Source organism: Microvirga zambiensis WSM3693, assembly GCF_016735695.1.
Lineage (GTDB): Bacteria > Pseudomonadota > Alphaproteobacteria > Rhizobiales > Beijerinckiaceae > Microvirga > Microvirga zambiensis.
In genome coordinates, this window is sequence record NZ_JAERQD010000001.1 from 210,019 (window position 1) to 226,480 (window position 16,462).

A 16,462-nucleotide genomic window follows, 5' to 3' on the forward strand; every position below is an offset into this window, starting at 1 on the left:
GCAAGGGGGAGGGAAGGCGCGTCTAAGCTGCGTCGCTCATCGCCTTGTGCACCTTGCTCAGGATCTCATACGAGCGCAGCCGCTTGCCGTGATCGTAGATCGCGGCCGCGACCATCACCTCGTCGGCGCCGGTCTCGGCGATGAAGCCTTCGAGTCCCTCGCGGACGGTCTTTGCCGAACCGACGAAGGAGCATGAGAGCATGTTCATCGCCTGTGCCTTCTCGTTCGGCGTCCAATAGCTTTCGATATCGTCGATAGGCGGCTGGAGCTTGCCGCGGGCGCCGCGGAAAATGTTGGTGAAGGATTGCTGCGGCGAGGTGAAGAGATGGCGCGCTTCCTCGTCCGTATCGGCGGCGATCACGTTGACGCCGACCATGGCGTAGGGCCGGTCGAGCTGGGCGGAGGGCTGGAAGCGTTCGCGATAGACCTGCAGCGCCTGCATCAGCGCGCCCGGCGCGAAATGCGAGGCGAAGGCGTAAGGCAGGCCGAGCATTGCCGCGAGCTGCGCGCCGAACAGGCTCGAGCCAAGAATCCAGATCGGCACGTTGGAGCCGGCGCCCGGCACGGCGCGGATCGCTTGGTCCGGCTGCACGGGCGCGAGCAGCGACTGCAATTCGAGCACGTCCTGCGGAAAAGTGTCCGCCGCCATCGGATCGCGGCGCAGAGCCCGCAAAGTGCGCTGGTCGGTGCCCGGAGCGCGGCCGACGCCGAGATCGATGCGTCCGGGATAGAGGGCGTCGAGCGTGCCGAACTGCTCGGCGATCACGAGCGGCGAATGGTTCGGCAGCATGATGCCGCCGGCGCCGACACGCAGGGTCTTCGTGCCGCCGGCCACGTGACCGATGACGACGCTCGTCGCGGCGCTCGCGATGCCGATCATGTTGTGATGCTCGGCGAGCCAGTAGCGGTTGTAGACCCATCGCTCGGCATGCTGTGCCAGATCGAGCGTGTTGCGAAGGGCATCGGAGGGCTCGAAGCCTTCGGGAACGGGCGCGAGATCGAGAACCGAAAAGGGTGGCATGGCGCAGCTTCTTTCGCGTGCAATGGACGGACGGCGTTGCCCTATCAAATCAGGTCTGCATTCCCAGGATGCAAGCCTGCGCTCATCCCGGCCCTAGCAAGCGGGGCATGCGTGGAATGCAACCAAAACAAGGCCCGGTGCCGAAAAGGCTGCGCGGAGCGGCCAGATGAAACGATACAAGATATAAGCCTATAGTCTTTTGTATTGGAGTAATTTTCGGATTCATTACGATAATAATCGCTGATCAAGTCGCTTCGGAACAATAAGCATCGGTGAAATATACCTCCAAGGAGCCACTTCAAACGTTACTTTACGCCCCAAAGTCGTCACATTCATTAACTGAGCTTTGAGACGAACGAGGGGAAGGGCCAACGTGCCCTTATAGGCCATGCGCAAGACGTTTACTTTGCTTGGAGCCTCAGTCGTTGTCTTCGGATTCATGAACGGCGCCAGCGAGGCGCGGCTCGTCCGGTACGAGATCAACGGCAAGCAATACTCATACAGCACCAACAACATCGCGCAGACGGCGGAGGCCAAGAAGCGGATCGCGGCGGCCAAAGCGGCGGAGGCTGCCAAATCCAAGGCCGATGCGGAAAAGTCGAAAAATCCCTTGGCCGCGGCATTCGGCTCGAAGGCACAGAAAGAGGCGGAGGAGACCGAAAAGCAGCTTCAGCAGATCCTGGCCGACAAGACACCGGCGGACGAGGCCGAAAAGCCGGCCGTCAAATTCTCGTCCGAGCGCAATGTCAAGATAGCTGACAAGATATCGGACAAGACACCGGAGAAGCCGGCCCGTCAGATTATCGTCACCAAGCCTCCGCCGAAGGCCGTTGCGCCGATCCTTGCCCAGGCGGTGGCCACGCCTCGGATCGTTCCCGTCGTTGCCGAGCCGCTCAACACCGAGGCTGCTGCGAAGCTCAAATCCATCACTTTCAACGTCGAGAGCGGCATCAGGACGATCATCAAGGTCGACGGGACGATCGAGGAGGAACCGTTCGACAGCCGTGTCTTGTCCTATCTCATGCCCGAACTGGAAAACGCGAACAGTCTCGTCGCCTTCGTGAAACAGCTGCGCAGGCTCTCGCAGGAAGAGGCGACCGGCTCGATCAGGACCAGCGTCGCGGAGCCGGAACTCGCAAGGGACCGTTGAGAGGGTTTTTCGGCCTCAACGGCCGGTCACTCCCGCTTCCAGGACGCGCAGGCGTGACGCCTCGCAGTCGATTTCCGCCATGACGCCGTAGGGCAGCGTGGCAATGGGATCCGTGTGACCGAAATCGAGCTCCGCCAGAACCGGCAGGCTGTCGAGCCCCGCCTCGTCGAGAGCGCGGACGATCGCCGCCTCCTGGTCCGTCCGGTATGCATCGTCCCCCTGCCCGCCCGGACGGCCGAGAACAATGCCCGACAGGCGCGCGAGAATGCCCTGCGCGGCGAAGTTGCGCAGCCAGCGGATCACCTGACTTGCCGCGGGGCCTTCTTCCGACGTCTCGTAAAACAGGATCGCCCCGTCCCAGTAATCCAAGGGCGGCCACCAGTCGGAGCCTTTCAGCATCTCCAGGACCTCGGCGCAGCCGCCGATGAGATGGCCCCGGACGGTACCGGTTCCCTGGAGAATCCGCGGGCCGGTCGAAGGCCGCAGCGTGCGGCGGCGGCTTTGATTGTCCGGGTCGGACCAGGGCAGATGCTCGACGGTCCACCCCTCCCCGTTCCGTTCGATCTCGCCGATGGGATCTATCTCGAAGACGGACTTTCGCAGGGAATTCTCGGCATAGGCGTGCATGCCGCCGTTCTCGGCGAAGCCCGCCATGATGGTGGGGCCGTAGAACGAGCCGAGGCCGGCCTTGAGGCAGCCGAAATGCAGCACGGTCGGATCGGAATAGCCGAGAAACACCTTTGGGTTCGCGGCGATCACGTTGAGATTCATATGCGGGATCAGGCGGATCGCGTCGTCGCCGCCGATGCTGGCGATGACGCCCTTGATCGAGGGATCGGCGAAAGCCGCGTGGATGTCGTCGGCCCGCGCTTGCGGGTTACGGGCGATCCAGGCCGCATCGCGAAGGGCATGGGGCATCGCGATGGGCTCGAGCCCGAACGCCTCGGCGAGATAGCGCCTTCCGGCCTCGTAGCGATGCGGAAAGACGGCCGGCCCGCCCCAGCTCGTCGAGACCATGGCGACGCGATCCCCGGCCCGAAGCGCCCGAGGCTTGACGAGAGGCCTTTGCCACCAGCTTTGCACGACGTCTCCCGCGAAACAGATGATTGAACCATTGAACCATACGAGCCTCATCCTGAGGAGCAGCGAAGCTGCGTCTCGAAGGAGGATCCAGCGCCCTCTGGATCCTCCTTCGAGACGGTCGCTTTGCGACCTCCTCAGGATGAGGGTTTAGGGGAAGCTCAGCCTTGGATTTGGCTCGTGGAAATCACTTAGGGCGTCGTGCGGACCGACGCGCCGGCTCAGTAATGCGGCGGAGGCCGGTCGGGCGCGGATCCGCCCGCATTGTCCTCGACCTCCTGGACGCGGTCGAGCAATTCGTTCAGCTGTCGCTTGAGAGCGTCGATCTGCTTCCACTGGGCGATGATCGTCTGGTTCAGATCCTCGATGGTCTGATCCTGGTATGCGACGCGCATCTCCAGGGCATCGATGCGGGCCACGGGATCACTCATCGGTTTGCCCCATCTCGTTCGGCCGCTCGACGAGGCCGTGGCCGAGGGCGACGCGCTCGTCGAAAACGAAGCATCCGCCGTTCCAGCGGCTCTCCGTCTCAGGAACATCCTCGAGGTATTTCAGGATGCCGCCCTTCAGGTGGAAGACCTCCTCGAAGCCCTGGGCGAGCATGTAGGAGCTCGCCTTCTCGCACCGGATGCCGCCGGTGCAGAACATGGCGACGCGCTTGTGTTTGCCCGGATCGAGCTCGCCCTGCACGAAATCCTTGAACTCGCTGAAGCGCTTGATGCGCGGATCGACGGCGCCTTCGAAGGTGCCCATCTCGACCTCGAAATCGTTGCGCGTGTCGAGAAGGATGATCTCGGGATCGTCCATGAGCCGGTTCCACTCCGCCGGCGACACATAGGTTCCGACGCGGCGCAGGGGATCGGTCTGCGGATCGCCCAGGGTCACGATCTCCTTCTTGAGACGGACCTTCATGCGCTTGAACGGCATCTCGTCGGCAGTCGAGAACTTCAGCTCGAGATTGTCCAGGCGCCCATCGAAAAGCGCGCCGGCCTGCAGCTCGGCCATGAGGGCATCGATCGCCCCGTCGCGCCCGGCGAGCGTGCCGTTGATCCCTTCCTGGGCGAGCAGGAGCGTGCCGCGGATCTCGAGATCCAGGCAGAGCCTGTGCAGCGGGTCCTTCAGCGCGCGGAAATCGGGCAGCGGGACGAATTGATAGAGGGCGGCAACCTTGTACGTCATGGCGGCTGTTTATCAGGAGGAGCCCGGGCGGGAAACCCGCCTCCGCCGGTCGTCGGTGTCGCCCTTCCTCGTCATGGGCGGGCTCGTCCCGGCCATCTCCTGTGTTGCTTGTCAAAGTGTGAGGCATTTCGGTCGTGACTTAAGTTTGGCTCCGCCCCGTCATTCCGGGGCGCCGCAGGCGAACCCGGAACCCATAGCCGCCATCTTTGCAGAAAGTGGCGCAACGCCGCTCATCTCTCTTGAGCCGTCGTGGCTATGGGTTCCGGGTTCCGCTGCGCGGCCCCGGAATGACACCCGCGACGTCATGGCCAGGCATGTCCCGGCTATCCCGATCAGGAAGAGAACTGGGCCTTTTAATCAGGATCACCGGCACGAGGCCGGTGATGACGTAGGGAGGTGCCTGCTCACAGCTTCGGCCAGGGCCGCCTGTCCTCACACATCGCTTCCCACGCCTGGGAGAGCCGCAGCACGCCGACATCGTCGAAGCGGCGGCCGATGATCTGGAGGCCGATGGGCAGGCCGGCCTTGGTGAAGCCGGCATTGACGGAGGCGGCCGGCTGGTCGGACATGTTGAAGGCGACCGTGTAGCCGATATGCTCGAAGGGCTCTTCCGGGTTGTGGATGGGCGATGCCAGCTCCGCCGGATAGGCGACGCAGGGCGCCACCGGCGCGATGACGAAATCGAAGCGATGGGTGGCGGCGACCGCCGCATGGCGCATCGTCAGCATCTGGTTCATGCCGCTGTAGACTTCCGCGCCGGTCAGGTCCTTGCCGCCTTCCGCCCATTGCAGGATGTAGGGCAGGATTTTTCCGCGCTCCGCATCGCTTAAAGGAGCGATGTCCATCCAGGCGCGCTGGCGCCAGAAATCGTCGAGGCCGTCGAGCATCTCGCGGGTGATGAAGGCGGGCATCTCCTCGACGATGGCGCCTGCCGCGGCAAGGGCCTTCGCCGCATTCTCCACGCTGGCGCGAATTTCGGGATCGAGCGGCAGCCCGACGCCGGCATCCATCATCACGCCGATCTTCAAACCCTTGATCTCGATGTCGAGATCAAGCCAGGGCAGATCCTCATAAGGCAAGCTCATCGGATCGCGGTGGTCCGGGCGCACGAGGCTTCGCATCATGAGCGCAGCATCGCGCACCGTGCGGGTCATCGGGCCGGCGACGCGGCCGTAATAGGCCGGCTCGATGGGGATGCGGCCGAAGCTCGGCTTCAAACCGAATACGCCGCACCAGGCAGCCGGCAGGCGGATCGAGCCGCCGATATCGGTGCCGATATGAAACGGCCCGTAGCCCGCCGCTGCAGCGGCCCCGGCCCCGGCCGAGCTGCCGCCGGGATTCTTCGAAAGATCCCAGGGATTGCGGGCGAGCGGGTGGAATGACGAAAGCCCAGACGAGAGCATGCCGTAATCCGGCATGGTGGTCTTGGCGAGGATGACGACGCCATCCTCCCGCAGCCGCGCCGCCGATGGCGCATCCTCCGGCGCCGGAACGAGCGGGCGCGCGGCCGTGCCGAGCGGCACCGGCGTGCCCTTCGTTGCGATGTTTTCCTTGATCGTCGCAGGAATGCCGTCTAGGGCCCTCGCCTCGCCTTTCATCCAGCGCTGCTCGGACGAGGCGGCGTCACGAAGCGCAGCATCCGGGTCGAAGGCATAGAGCGCCTGAAGCTGTGGCTCATAGGACTCGATGCGGGCAATGACGGCCTTCGTGACATCGACGGGCGAAGCCGTCTTCCGGGCAAAGGCATCGAGAAGAGCCGAGGCGGACCAATCGGCAAGATCGGCCGCGGTATCTTGGCTGGCCCGGTACGATGGCGACTGCGTGTTCAAAGCGAAACTCTCCTGACGGATTCGATTGGACGCCATGCTGAAACGATCCCGGCGAGGGGTAAACCGGTTTTGTGTCTGCGGCTGCGCATAGGCCCATGAAGCTGGCGCAGGGGATCGCCCACCACTCCGCAGGGAAGTGCCAATTGGCACGCTCGGATGTCTTCAAGTCGTGCTATTGTCATCTCGTCGAAGCCCCGATGCCCTGCGGCGAGCATCGCGGACCAAGCGGTGACACTTGGCCATAAGGAACTTGGCCATGAAGAATGGTAAGGCGTCCATTCACCGGAGCAATCGGCTCCTCGCCGCACTGGAGCCCGAAGACTTCCTGTGGCTCGAACCGCATCTCGAGATCGTCGAACTGCCGCGGGGCCGGATTATCTATCATGCCGGCGAGACCATCCGGCATACGTACTTTCTCCACGACGCCATCGTCTCCCTTGTGACCGACCTGCAGCACGGCGGCTCCGTCGAGATGGCCGTGTTCGGCCGGGAATCGGCGCTCGGATTCGCAAGTGCGCTTGTGACGCGCCAATCCTACGGACGATACGTCACCCAAATAGCAGGCTCGGCCTCGCGCGCGCCCCTGGATCGCCTCACCGCGGCGATCGGCGAGCGACCCCGATTGCGTCAGGTCATATCCCGCTACATGGAGGCTCTTCTCACCCAGACCCTGCAGGGCGTTGCCTGCAACGCTGTTCACAGTGTCGAGGCTCGATGCTGCCGCGCGATCCTGAGCACACGCGACAGAACCGACAGGGACGACATTCCCCTGACCCATGAGACGCTCGCCGAGATGTTGGGCGTGCAGCGCTCGACCGTGAGCAGCGTCGCCAGCACGCTGCAGCGGGCGGACCTGATCGTCCAGGGGCGAGGAACGATTCGTATCACCGATCGGGATGGATTGGAGGCAACGGCATGCGAGTGCTACCGCACGATCCGCGAGAGCTTCGAGCGGCTGCTGCCGGGAGCGTTCCGGAGCGACGCGGGGCGCTGACGATGCAAGCCCACGTTGAACACGGCAAGTTGATGGAGAAAGATTTCTTCACCTCTGTCGGCTTCCCAACAGACGAGGTATCTCTACCTTACTATCCTTAAGCTCCATTAACTCTAGTTTAGTTAGAGGAACGAGATGGACGAAATTAAGTTTCAAAAGGATAAAACTGATAACGGGGCTAGCCTACCGAGAATATACTCACCCATGTTCCAACCCCTGCTGCAATCTCTCCTTGCAACCTTGGCGGATATCGACTTCGACTATGAGCAGGAGCGCGAGAAGTTGTGCAGCACCTCACCCAACTCCAACCTCAAGATCCGCGCACTCGAGAAACTCAAAGCCCGCCATCGCGAGCGGCGCGAACCCTACATTCAACAACTCGCCGTCCTGCAGCAACGTATGATGGATCTTCACGCGTCGTAAAACCTACTCATCTCCAGTGCAATTCATAAGACCAAGCACGGAGAACGACAAAACTTCCCGGGGCACAAGCACGCGATGCACCAGGTCGCATCGGTGCGGTCACAAGACCTGAGCATACTCAAACTGCTCTCGAGGAATCGATCTCATGACCGAGGAAGAAATTGAAGTCGTTGCGGAAGAATTGGCCAAGATCGGCGGCGTGGCCTGGTATCCGGGCCGGGAGAAAGGAAACCTCATCAGAGTCGTCTGCGACCGATATCGCGACCGGGCCCGACTGGCGATCGAAGCGCTCGAACGTTACCGAGCCGCCCGCGAGGCGTCACCGATCCAGGACAACGAGAGAGTCCCGGACGTCGCCGTCCAGCGCAGCACATACAATGAGGATATCAAGCCCGGATCGACCGTGATCTACCGTCCGCCGGGAGACCGCAGAGCCTATCCCTGCCGCGTTGTCGAGATCGAGGGCAACCGCGCCTATCTCGCCCCCATCCTCAGGGCCTGCACGGACTGGGTCTCCATCGAGCACCTTGTCCCGTCCCGGGAAGCGGACAAGGCCGTGGCGCACGAATGAACGAACCGGGCGGCTAAAGCATCGTCTGGTGCGGAAGCCGCCCTCCCCGTCTCACCGAGACCGTCTATTGCGGCAGCTTGGTGTAGGTCCCGCCCTTCCAGACATTGATGTCGTATTTCGGATCCTTGATGTCGCCCTTCTGGTCGAAGCTCAAGGGGCCGATCACCGTGTCGACCGTGTTGCTGCGAAGCGCCTTGGCCACCGCTTTCGGATCGGCGCTGCCGGCCTTCGCCATGCCGCCCGCCAGCGCCTGGACGGTGGCGTAGGAGAACAGCGTAAAGCCCTCCGGCTCGAAGCCGATCTGCTTGAACTGGGCGAGCGCTTCCTTCGCGGTGTCGCTGCCGCGGGCATCCGGCGGGAAGGTGAACAGGGTTCCCTCGGCGCCGGGACCCGCGACGGCTCCGAATTCCGGCGTCGCGATGCTGTCGCCCATCATCAGCTGGACCTTGTAATTCTGGTCCGCGGCCTGGCGCATGATGAGACCGCCCTCGGTGTGATAGCCGCCGAAATACAGGAACTCGACGCCCTGGCTCTTGAGGCGGTTGACCACGGCCGTGTAGTCCTTCTCGCCCGGGTTGATGCCCTCGTAGAGCACCTCCTTGACGCCCGCGGCGTTCAGGGACGCCCTCACCACATCGGCAAGACCTTTGCCGTAGGCGCTCTTGTCGTGAAGGATGGCGATCTTCTTCGATCCGAAGTTCTGCTTGATCCAGGGCCCGATGAATTTGCCCTGGGCATCGTCGCGGCCATAGAGGCGCATGATGGTGCTCCACCCCTGCTCCGCCGCCTTGTCGGTCATGGCCGGATTGCTGGAGGCCGGGCTCATCATCAGCACGTCGGCCTCCGAATAGACCTCCGAGGCCGGGATCGACGATCCGGAGCAGGCATGGCCGTCGACGAACTTGATGCCCTCCGCGACGATGCGGTTTGCGATCGCGACTGCCTGCTTCGGATCGCAGGCATCGTCATAGACGACGATCTTCACGTTCCTGCCGTTGACGCCGCCCGCCTTGTTGACGGCCTGCGCCGCGAGCTCCGCGCCTTTCTTGAGCTGCTCGCCGATGGTGGCCACCGACCCGGTCATCGGGCCGGCGACCGCAATGGTGATATCCTGGGCTTGGGCGAAACCCATCGAGGCCAGCAGGGCCAGGACGGAGAGCTGACAGGCGTTCCCTGGGTTCATGATCTGCCTCCCTTGCCGCTTCAGGCGGTTCGGGTCCGGAAGCGGTCGATCTGGAAGCGGGAAATATCGTTTGCCGGCGTTTTGCCAAGGGCGAGATCGGCCAGTATCTCGCCGATCACGCTCGCGAACTTGAAGCCATGGCCCGAGCAGGGCGAAGCCAGGATGATCCTTGGATCGACGGGCGACCGGTCGATCACGAAATCCTCGTCGGGCGTTCGGGTATAGATGCAGGTGCGCATCGCCCTGAGAGGCCCGTTCGCGTCGGGCATCGCGAGGGCGAGCATCCGCCTGATCTGCGCCTCGTCGGCCACGTCCCCGTCCTGCGACAGCGCATCGGCGTTCGCAAGCACGGCTCCCTTGCGGTGGGACGCTGTCTTGACGCCCGTGCCGGCGAAGTCCGGAAACCCGTAGCAGGCATCGTTCTCGGATTCGAGCATGAAGACCGGGCAATTCTCCGGCGTGTAATGGTCGGGCCGAAGCGGCGAGAACCAGCCGAGCACCTGTCTCGTCAAAGTGAGATGCGGCCTCAAGTCGGGCGCGAAATCGCCGATCCAGGCTCCGGTCGAAACGATCACCGATCCGGCCTCGATCGTGCCGGCATCGGTTCGCACGCGGACGCCTGCACTGAGCGGCTCGATGGCGAGAACCCGCGTCCCGGTCCTGACCTCGGCGCCGTGGCGCTCGGCCTGCGCGACGAATTGCTGGATGGCGAGTTCAGGCCGCAGGAATCCGGCATCCGGCTGAAACAGGCCGGTCCAATGGGACGGAACGCGAAAGGCGGGGAAACGCCGGTTGATCTCTGCCGCACCGAGAATCTCGTGTTCGAGCTGGTGCTGCCGCGAGGCCTCAAGCGAGCCCTCGACCACGGGGCAGCCCGGATAGCCCGCTTCGAGCATTCCGGTCATCGTCAGGATCGTCCGTCCGCAGAGCTGTTCCAGCTCGCGCCATTTCTCCAGCGCGCGGCGTGCCAGCGGAACGTAGGACGGATGCTCGAAATAGGAGAGCCGGATGATCCTGCTCTCGCCATGGGACGAGCCCTTGTCATGCCCGGGCTCGAACTGCTCGATGCCGATTGCACGCTTTCCCTGGCGAGCAAGTTCGAAAAGAGCAGCGCTCCCCATCGCCCCGAGCCCGATCACCGCCACATCGAACGCCGCCATCGACCGATCCCTTAACTTCGACACTATCAAGCGTCACATTCCGTAGCGGTTGATCGCACGTCAATGCGATCCACCGCGAAGAGACGCAGCGGACAATCGTTCAAGCCGCCGACCGCCGCAAGACCGACGAACACATGGCTGCCCCGAAGCGACAGCCGGCTTGTGGAACCGTTTCGGCTCGGCTGCGGTTCTTGTGCATTACACACAGGGAGGATCGACATGAGCCGTGGTTTTCCATCCATGACTGCACTTCTCGGGCTGCTTGCCGTCGCCGGCTACCAGAACCGTGACAAGATCGCCGAAATGCTCGGCGGCCTCACCAACCCACAGGGCGGACAGGGCGGTTCGAGTCAACCGCAAGGCGGACTCGGCAATCTCGGCGGCTTGGGCGGCCTTCTCGGCGGTCTCGCGGGAGCGGGCGCGGCCCAGGGTCAGGGCTCCGGCGGCTTCCTGAACGGCGGGTTGGGCGAGCTTCTCGAAAGCTTCAAGCAGAACGGCCAGGGCGACGTCGCCGATTCCTGGATCGGCACCGGTCCCAACAAGGAGGTTGCCCCGCCGCAGCTCGAACAGGCCATCGGGCCCGATGTACTGGACACCCTGGCGCAGCAGACCGGCCTGTCCCGCGAGGAGATCCTCGCCCGCCTGTCGCGTGAGCTGCCGCGGGCGGTGGACCAATATACGCCGGAAGGCCGCATTCCGACGGCTTGAGTGCAGTCCAAAAGAGGGACAACGCAAGGGGACGGGGCGCTTACCGCTTTCGTCCCCTGAAACTTTATCCTTAAGGACCGGGCGCCTACCTCTATCGCTTCCCGCCAGACCTTTCGCATTCGGTTAGCCTGTTCAAGCCCGGTGGGGGAACCGGGCATGGAGGGGTTGATGCATACAGACCGCTTCGTGGTCTTCAAGCTGCAGGACGAGTGGCTGGTTACCTATTCCGACCGGAAGCAATCGGCATTCGCGACGCGCGAGGATGCGGAACGCTCGGCCTTCGGTGCGGCGGATTCGCTCGCATCTCACGGCCGCACCGTCTCCGTTCTCATCATCCCGGAAGAATCGGACCCGGCATCCGGGCCTGCCGCACAGGGGAAGGAGGCCGAGCGAAAGCGGAACCTGAACTGACGTGCCCCTGCCCGCACTTCCTTGAATTCCAATGGCTCGCTTGTCGGCGGCCCTTGAGTTAGAGTTTTGGGACCGATGCGCACTCACCGGCGGGATGTCTGCGATGCTCTGGGCCAGGAAGGCAATCGACCCCGCCGAATGGGGGCCGACACAGGATCAGTTCGAGGAACTCTTCGTGAAGCTCGGAAGCCCGAAGCAGATGATGCTGGTTGCCTCCTTCGACGTCGCCTCCGGCAGTTCGACGCTTCTGATGAGCCTGCCCAGCACGACCTTCCTCGGCTCCTTCACCGGCTTTGAAATGGTGCTGGAGAGCGAGCTCCCTTCCGAGGCGGCACTCCTCGTCGGTCGTTCCGACGAGGTCGAGAAGCACTTCCGCTATCCGGCCCGAAAGCCCAGCCTCTAGCGCCGTCAAGAAGGAGCATCGAATGAATCCCAAAAGTGCAATCCACTTTTGGGTCCGATGCTCTAGAGCCGGCTTCGTCCCCAAAACATTCTCCGAGAGGCCAGCCAGCGGCAAGCTTGGGCATTGGTTTGCCACAATTCCCCGCCAATAGCCTAGGTCGTTCGCACCATCGGCCAGGGAGAGAAGTGTGACCGCAGCCCACGATTTCGATGAGATGGTGGATCTTCTCGCGCTGAGCCGCCCGTTCGAGCGGACAGCCGGCTCGGCGATGGCCTGCAAGATCGCCACCCTGCCGCTGCGGGATGCGGTCGCTCTCGTGGTCGAGGACTGGGCGGACGACAAGTTCCGGCAATTGAGCGCGGTGATCGTTCGCCGCTCCGGCCCGGCTATCCGCAGCCTGGAGGAGATCCAGCACCTCTACGCGGCCGCCGAGCCGACGCTGGCCTGAACACGGCGCAGGGCAAGGATTCCCGCGCCGCCTCCCCGGACGACATAGTGCCCGCCATTTGGGCGCATCGATTCATATTTCACCAGTGCCATCCCTTTCCTCTCCGGAGCGATCGGGGTCTTATGACCGCGGTTCGAACGGCTGAAAGGAAACCGGGGTGGAACTCGACGAAGCACACAGCGTATGCCCGAAATGGTTTCCCGTCTTCCTGTCCGGCATCGGGCTGGCTAGCCTCGCCCTCTCCCATCTGTTCTGGTAACGCGGTGCAGCGGATCCGGGCGATTTTCGACCTTGACGAAAGGACCCCGTTCGCGTCTATTGCGCCACCTGCGAAGCAGGGTCCAATCCTGCACCATTCGCCTGGAGACGTGGCCGAGCGGCTGAAGGCACTCGTTTGCTAAATGAGCATACCCCAAAAGGGTATCGAGGGTTCGAATCCCTCCGTCTCCGCCATTTTCAACAATAAGCACCTGAAAATATTCAACTTTCTTCAATCCGGCGCCTGAAGGCGGTAGCCGACGCCGGTCTCGGTGTGAATGAGGGAAGGCTGCTCGGGATCGTCCTCGATCTTCTGACGCAGTTGCCGGATATGGACGCGCAGGTTCTGGGCCTCGGCAATGCCGCCCCAGACCGCGTGGATGATGAAGCGATGGGTCAGGACCTTGCCGGCATGCTGAACCAGGACGCGGAGAATCTCGTATTCGCGCGGCGACAGCTTCACCTCCTGGTCACGGACGGTCACGATCCGCCGCACGAGATCCATTTTCAGGCCACCGACCTGGAAAATCGGCCGCTCGCCCTGCTGCTGCAGGCGGTGCCGGATGGCGACGCGAAGGCGGGCGATCACCTCCTTCATGCCGAACGGCTTGGTGATGTAGTCGTCCGCGCCCAGTTCCAGGGCCTGGACGATGCCCGCCTCGTCGGTGCGGCTCGACAGGATCAGGATCGGGAAGGTCGAGCCCGTTGCCTGAAGTTCGGCCAGCAAATCCATCCCGTTGCGGCCGGGCAGGCCCAGATCAAGCAGCATGACGTCGGGCGCGGACGCTTTGATGGCTTCCAGCGCCTCCTCAGCGCTGCCGGCCTCGTGAACCTGATAGTCCTGCGTCGCCAGTCCCGCGCGCAGGAGGCGCCGGATGGGCGGTTCGTCGTCGACGACGAGGACCTTGATGCCGGGTGCCGTCATGCCAATTCATCCCCTGAGCGAGCCTGTTCGACGACAGGCAATCTGACCGTAAACACGGCGCCGCTGCGGTCCGTTCGGTTTCCCGCCACGACAGTACCGCCCATGGCCTCGATGAACCCGCGGCAGATCGGCAGGCCCAGACCCGTTCCCGCGCGGACCCGATCGCCCTTCCGGGCGCGATAGAACTTGTCGAAGATCCGCTCCAGATCCTCTTCCGGAATCCCGTCGCCTTCGTCCAGCACCTGAAGCACCACGGTGCTCTCCTCCTCCCAGGCCTGTATGAGAATGGTCGAGTTCGGCGGAGAATACTTGGCGGCGTTGTCGAGCAGGTTGAAGAGCACCTGCTCGAACAGCACGGGATCGACAGCGACCATGGGCAGATTGGCGGCAAGGTCGATTTGGACACGGTCGTTCGACAGAACCTTGCGCGCACGCTGGAGAGCAGCACCCAGCACGTCGCTCAGGTCATTGAGCGCGATGTTGGGAGCAATCGCTCCCGATTCCAGGCGCGTCATGTCGAGCAGATTGGCGATGAAGCGGTTCAGCCGTTCCGCCTCGTCCTGCACGGTCGCAAGCAGATCCTCCTTCGAATCCTCGTCCAGATTCGCCGAGTAGGCCTTCAACGTTCCCGCCGCTCCGATGATCGCCGCCAAGGGGGTCTTGAGATCATGCGAGATCGAGGTCAGGAGCGCCGAGCGCAAGCGGTCGGATTCCGCCATGAGGCGGGCGCGGTCGATGTCCTCGACGAGACGGATGCGTTCCGCCGCCTGCGCCGCCTGATCGGCCAGGGCGTGGAACAGGCGGCGCTGCTCGGGGGTGAGAAGGATCCCCGGCCTGTCGCGGTCGATGCCGATCACGCCCACCGTGCCACGGCTCGTCCGCATGGGGATGAACAGCCGCTTCGCACCCGGCAATGTGTCCGAGCCGCGCCCCGTCTCCCGATCATGCTCGAAGGCCCATTTTGCTGCGGCGAGGTCGGCCTCATCGAGCAGATCCTCCGGTGGATATCCGGACTTCAATTCCAATTGATCCTGCTCCGGCATCAGGACGACGACACGCACCTTGAGCATCGACGCGATCTGGAACGAGGTCGCCCACAGGAGATCGTCCAGGGTGCCGACCGTCGAGAGCTTGCGACTGAAGAGATAGAGATCGTCGGTGGTCTTGGCGCGCTGGCGCGCGACGATCGCCTGGCTGCGTACCCGCGCGGTCAGATTGCTGGCGATCAGGGCAACGAGCAGGAAGAAGAAGAACGCGATGACGTTCTCGGGGTCCGCGATGGTGAAGGTCTGGACCGGCGGCAGGAAGAAGAAGTTGAAGGCAAGCACGCTCAGCGCGCTGGCATATAGGCCGGGCCACAGGCCGAAGGTGACGGATGCACCGAGAATCGCAGTGAGGAAGACCAGGGCGATGTTCTGGACGTCCAGGAAGCGGTCGAGGACGATGCCCAGCGCCAGCGCCCCGAGCACGAAGGCCGTGCTCGCGAGATAGGAGCGTGCGTCGCGCTCCGCATGCGCGGGCAGAACCCGCCGCCACGTGGACTCTTTCTTCTCGTCGCGAAGCGCAATGACATGAACGCTGATGTCGCCGGCTTGCCGGATGATGTCGTGGGCGACGGATCCCCGGATCATCTCCTGCAGGCGCGACTTGGCGGGCTTGCCGATGATGATATGCGTCGCGTTGTGGGTCTCGGCGTAACGGACGGCCTCGCTGGCGACGTCGCGGCCCGGGATCGTAACGGCTTCGCCGCCGAGGCGCTCGGCCAAGCGAAGAGTCTCGTTGATCCGGTCATTCGCAGGCTCGGAGCGGCGCAGCGATTCCGCCGTCTCCACGTGCAGCACCGTCCAGGGTGCCTGAAGCCTTTCGGTCATGCGGCGGGCATAGCGGACCAGTGCCTCGCTTCCGAGGGCATCGTCGATGCAGACCAGGATCCGCTCACCCGCGGCCCAGGGGCCGGGGATCGCGTTGGCCTGCATGTGGTTCAGGAGCTGCGCATCCACGCGCTGGGCGGTGCGCCGAAGCGCGAGTTCCCTCAGAGCCGTCAGGTTGCCCGGCGAGAAGTAGTGAGCCACGGCGCGCTGCGCCGTTTGAGGGACATAGACCTTGCCCTCGTTCAGCCTCTGGATGAGGTCCTGAGGCGTGATGTCGATCACCTCGATATCGTCCGCGCGCTCGAGGATCTCATCCGGCACGGTCTCGCGCACGCGGATGCGGGTGATCTGCGCCACCACGTCGTTCAGGCTCTCGACATGCTGCACGTTCATCGTGGTGAACACGTCGATCCCTGCCGCGAGAAGCTCCTCCACGTCCATGTAGCGCTTCGGGTGGCGGCTGCCCTCGGCATTGGTGTGGGCCAGCTCGTCGACGAGGGCAAGCGCAGGCCTGCGCTTCAGGATCGCATCGAGATCCATTTCCTCAAGGCGGTGGCCCTTGTAGTCAAGGACACGTCTCGGCACGAGCTCGAGCCCCTCGAGCAGGGCCTGCGTTTCCCGGCGGCCGTGGGTCTCGACGATACCGACGACGACATCGACGCCCTCGCGCCGCTTGGCGGCAGCCTCCGTGAGCATCTCGTAAGTCTTGCCCACACCCGGGGCAGCACCCAGGAAGACCTTGAGGTGCCCCCTGCCCTCCCGCCTTGCAGCATGAAGCAGGGCATCCGGGGAAGGCCTCAGGTCGGAGGACAGGCGGGGCTCGGGCATGGTCTCAAACGTCTCGCAGG

The 16,462-nt window shown here is 63.6% G+C and carries 17 protein-coding genes and 1 tRNA gene; 9 read left to right on the plus strand and 9 right to left on the minus strand.

Annotated features, from left to right (window positions below; genetic code table 11):
• Positions 1-22 precede the first annotated feature (22 nt).
• Positions 23-1,021, minus strand: a complete 999-nt coding sequence (locus tag JKL46_RS00985) for an LLM class flavin-dependent oxidoreductase (protein ID WP_201829357.1) — start codon at positions 1,019-1,021, stop codon at positions 23-25.
• Positions 1,022-1,460: 439 nt separating this feature from the next.
• Between JKL46_RS00985 and JKL46_RS00990 the strand changes: the two genes are divergently transcribed.
• Positions 1,461-2,171 (plus strand): hypothetical protein, encoded by a 711-nt coding sequence (locus JKL46_RS00990; protein ID WP_201829360.1) that lies wholly within the window; start codon positions 1,461-1,463, stop codon positions 2,169-2,171.
• 15 nt (positions 2,172-2,186) lie between these two features.
• Here JKL46_RS00990 and JKL46_RS00995 read toward each other — a convergent pair whose 3' ends face one another.
• The 4 genes from JKL46_RS00995 to JKL46_RS01010 all read right to left on the minus strand — a co-directional run bounded on the left by JKL46_RS00995 (position 2,187) and on the right by JKL46_RS01010 (position 6,295).
• Positions 2,187-3,254, minus strand: a complete 1,068-nt coding sequence (locus JKL46_RS00995) for a S66 family peptidase (protein WP_343073995.1) — start codon at positions 3,252-3,254, stop codon at positions 2,187-2,189.
• Between the two features lie 218 nt (positions 3,255-3,472).
• Complete coding sequence (locus tag JKL46_RS01000) at positions 3,473-3,682, minus strand: SlyX family protein (RefSeq protein ID WP_201829364.1); 210 nt, start codon at positions 3,680-3,682, stop codon at positions 3,473-3,475.
• Positions 3,675-4,430 (minus strand): oxygen-dependent tRNA uridine(34) hydroxylase TrhO, encoded by a 756-nt coding sequence (gene trhO / locus JKL46_RS01005; RefSeq protein ID WP_201829366.1) that lies wholly within the window; start codon positions 4,428-4,430, stop codon positions 3,675-3,677. Before trhO ends, JKL46_RS01000 begins: the two co-directional genes overlap by 8 nt.
• A gap of 404 nt (positions 4,431-4,834) precedes the next feature.
• The gene (locus JKL46_RS01010) at positions 4,835-6,295 is read right to left on the minus strand and encodes an amidase (RefSeq protein WP_201829368.1); all 1,461 of its coding nucleotides are present in this window, start codon (positions 6,293-6,295) and stop codon (positions 4,835-4,837) included.
• A gap of 220 nt (positions 6,296-6,515) precedes the next feature.
• Between JKL46_RS01010 and JKL46_RS01015 the strand changes: the two genes are divergently transcribed.
• From JKL46_RS01015 to JKL46_RS01025, 3 genes are all read left to right on the plus strand, one after another.
• Positions 6,516-7,253, plus strand: a complete 738-nt coding sequence (locus JKL46_RS01015) for a Crp/Fnr family transcriptional regulator (RefSeq protein ID WP_201829371.1) — start codon at positions 6,516-6,518, stop codon at positions 7,251-7,253.
• Positions 7,254-7,457: 204 nt separating this feature from the next.
• Positions 7,458-7,676, plus strand: a complete 219-nt coding sequence (locus JKL46_RS01020) for a hypothetical protein (RefSeq protein WP_201829372.1) — start codon at positions 7,458-7,460, stop codon at positions 7,674-7,676.
• Positions 7,677-7,821: 145 nt separating this feature from the next.
• Positions 7,822-8,247 carry a hypothetical protein gene (locus JKL46_RS01025; RefSeq protein ID WP_201829374.1) on the plus strand — a complete coding sequence of 142 codons (426 nt, stop codon included), beginning with the start codon at positions 7,822-7,824 and terminating at the stop codon, positions 8,245-8,247.
• Positions 8,248-8,311: 64 nt separating this feature from the next.
• Here JKL46_RS01025 and JKL46_RS01030 read toward each other — a convergent pair whose 3' ends face one another.
• Both JKL46_RS01030 and solA read right to left on the minus strand, forming a co-directional pair.
• Positions 8,312-9,430 (minus strand): branched-chain amino acid ABC transporter substrate-binding protein, encoded by a 1,119-nt coding sequence (locus JKL46_RS01030; protein WP_201829376.1) that lies wholly within the window; start codon positions 9,428-9,430, stop codon positions 8,312-8,314.
• A 20-nt stretch (positions 9,431-9,450) separates the two neighbouring features.
• Positions 9,451-10,590 (minus strand): N-methyl-L-tryptophan oxidase, encoded by a 1,140-nt coding sequence (gene solA, locus JKL46_RS01035; protein ID WP_201829378.1) that lies wholly within the window; start codon positions 10,588-10,590, stop codon positions 9,451-9,453.
• Positions 10,591-10,809: 219 nt separating this feature from the next.
• Here solA and JKL46_RS01040 point away from each other — a divergent pair, with 219 nt between their 5' ends.
• The 5 genes from JKL46_RS01040 to JKL46_RS01060 all read left to right on the plus strand — a co-directional run bounded on the left by JKL46_RS01040 (position 10,810) and on the right by JKL46_RS01060 (position 13,013).
• Positions 10,810-11,298, plus strand: a complete 489-nt coding sequence (locus JKL46_RS01040; RefSeq protein WP_201829380.1) for a YidB family protein — start codon at positions 10,810-10,812, stop codon at positions 11,296-11,298.
• A gap of 168 nt (positions 11,299-11,466) precedes the next feature.
• Positions 11,467-11,709, plus strand: coding sequence for a hypothetical protein (locus JKL46_RS01045; RefSeq protein WP_201829382.1), 243 nt, complete (start codon positions 11,467-11,469; stop codon positions 11,707-11,709).
• 103 nt (positions 11,710-11,812) lie between these two features.
• Positions 11,813-12,112, plus strand: a complete 300-nt coding sequence (locus tag JKL46_RS01050; protein ID WP_201829384.1) for a hypothetical protein — start codon at positions 11,813-11,815, stop codon at positions 12,110-12,112.
• 187 nt (positions 12,113-12,299) lie between these two features.
• Positions 12,300-12,560, plus strand: a complete 261-nt coding sequence (locus JKL46_RS01055; RefSeq protein WP_201829386.1) for a hypothetical protein — start codon at positions 12,300-12,302, stop codon at positions 12,558-12,560.
• Between the two features lie 362 nt (positions 12,561-12,922).
• Positions 12,923-13,013: transfer RNA gene (locus tag JKL46_RS01060), tRNA-Ser, on the plus strand.
• Between the two features lie 37 nt (positions 13,014-13,050).
• Here JKL46_RS01060 and JKL46_RS01065 read toward each other — a convergent pair.
• Entirely contained in the window at positions 13,051-13,743 is a 693-nt protein-coding gene (locus tag JKL46_RS01065) for a response regulator transcription factor (protein WP_201829388.1), read from the minus strand.
• Positions 13,740-16,442, minus strand: a complete 2,703-nt coding sequence (locus tag JKL46_RS01070; protein ID WP_201829390.1) for a sensor histidine kinase — start codon at positions 16,440-16,442, stop codon at positions 13,740-13,742. Before JKL46_RS01070 ends, JKL46_RS01065 begins: the two co-directional genes overlap by 4 nt.
• Positions 16,443-16,462 lie beyond the last annotated feature (20 nt).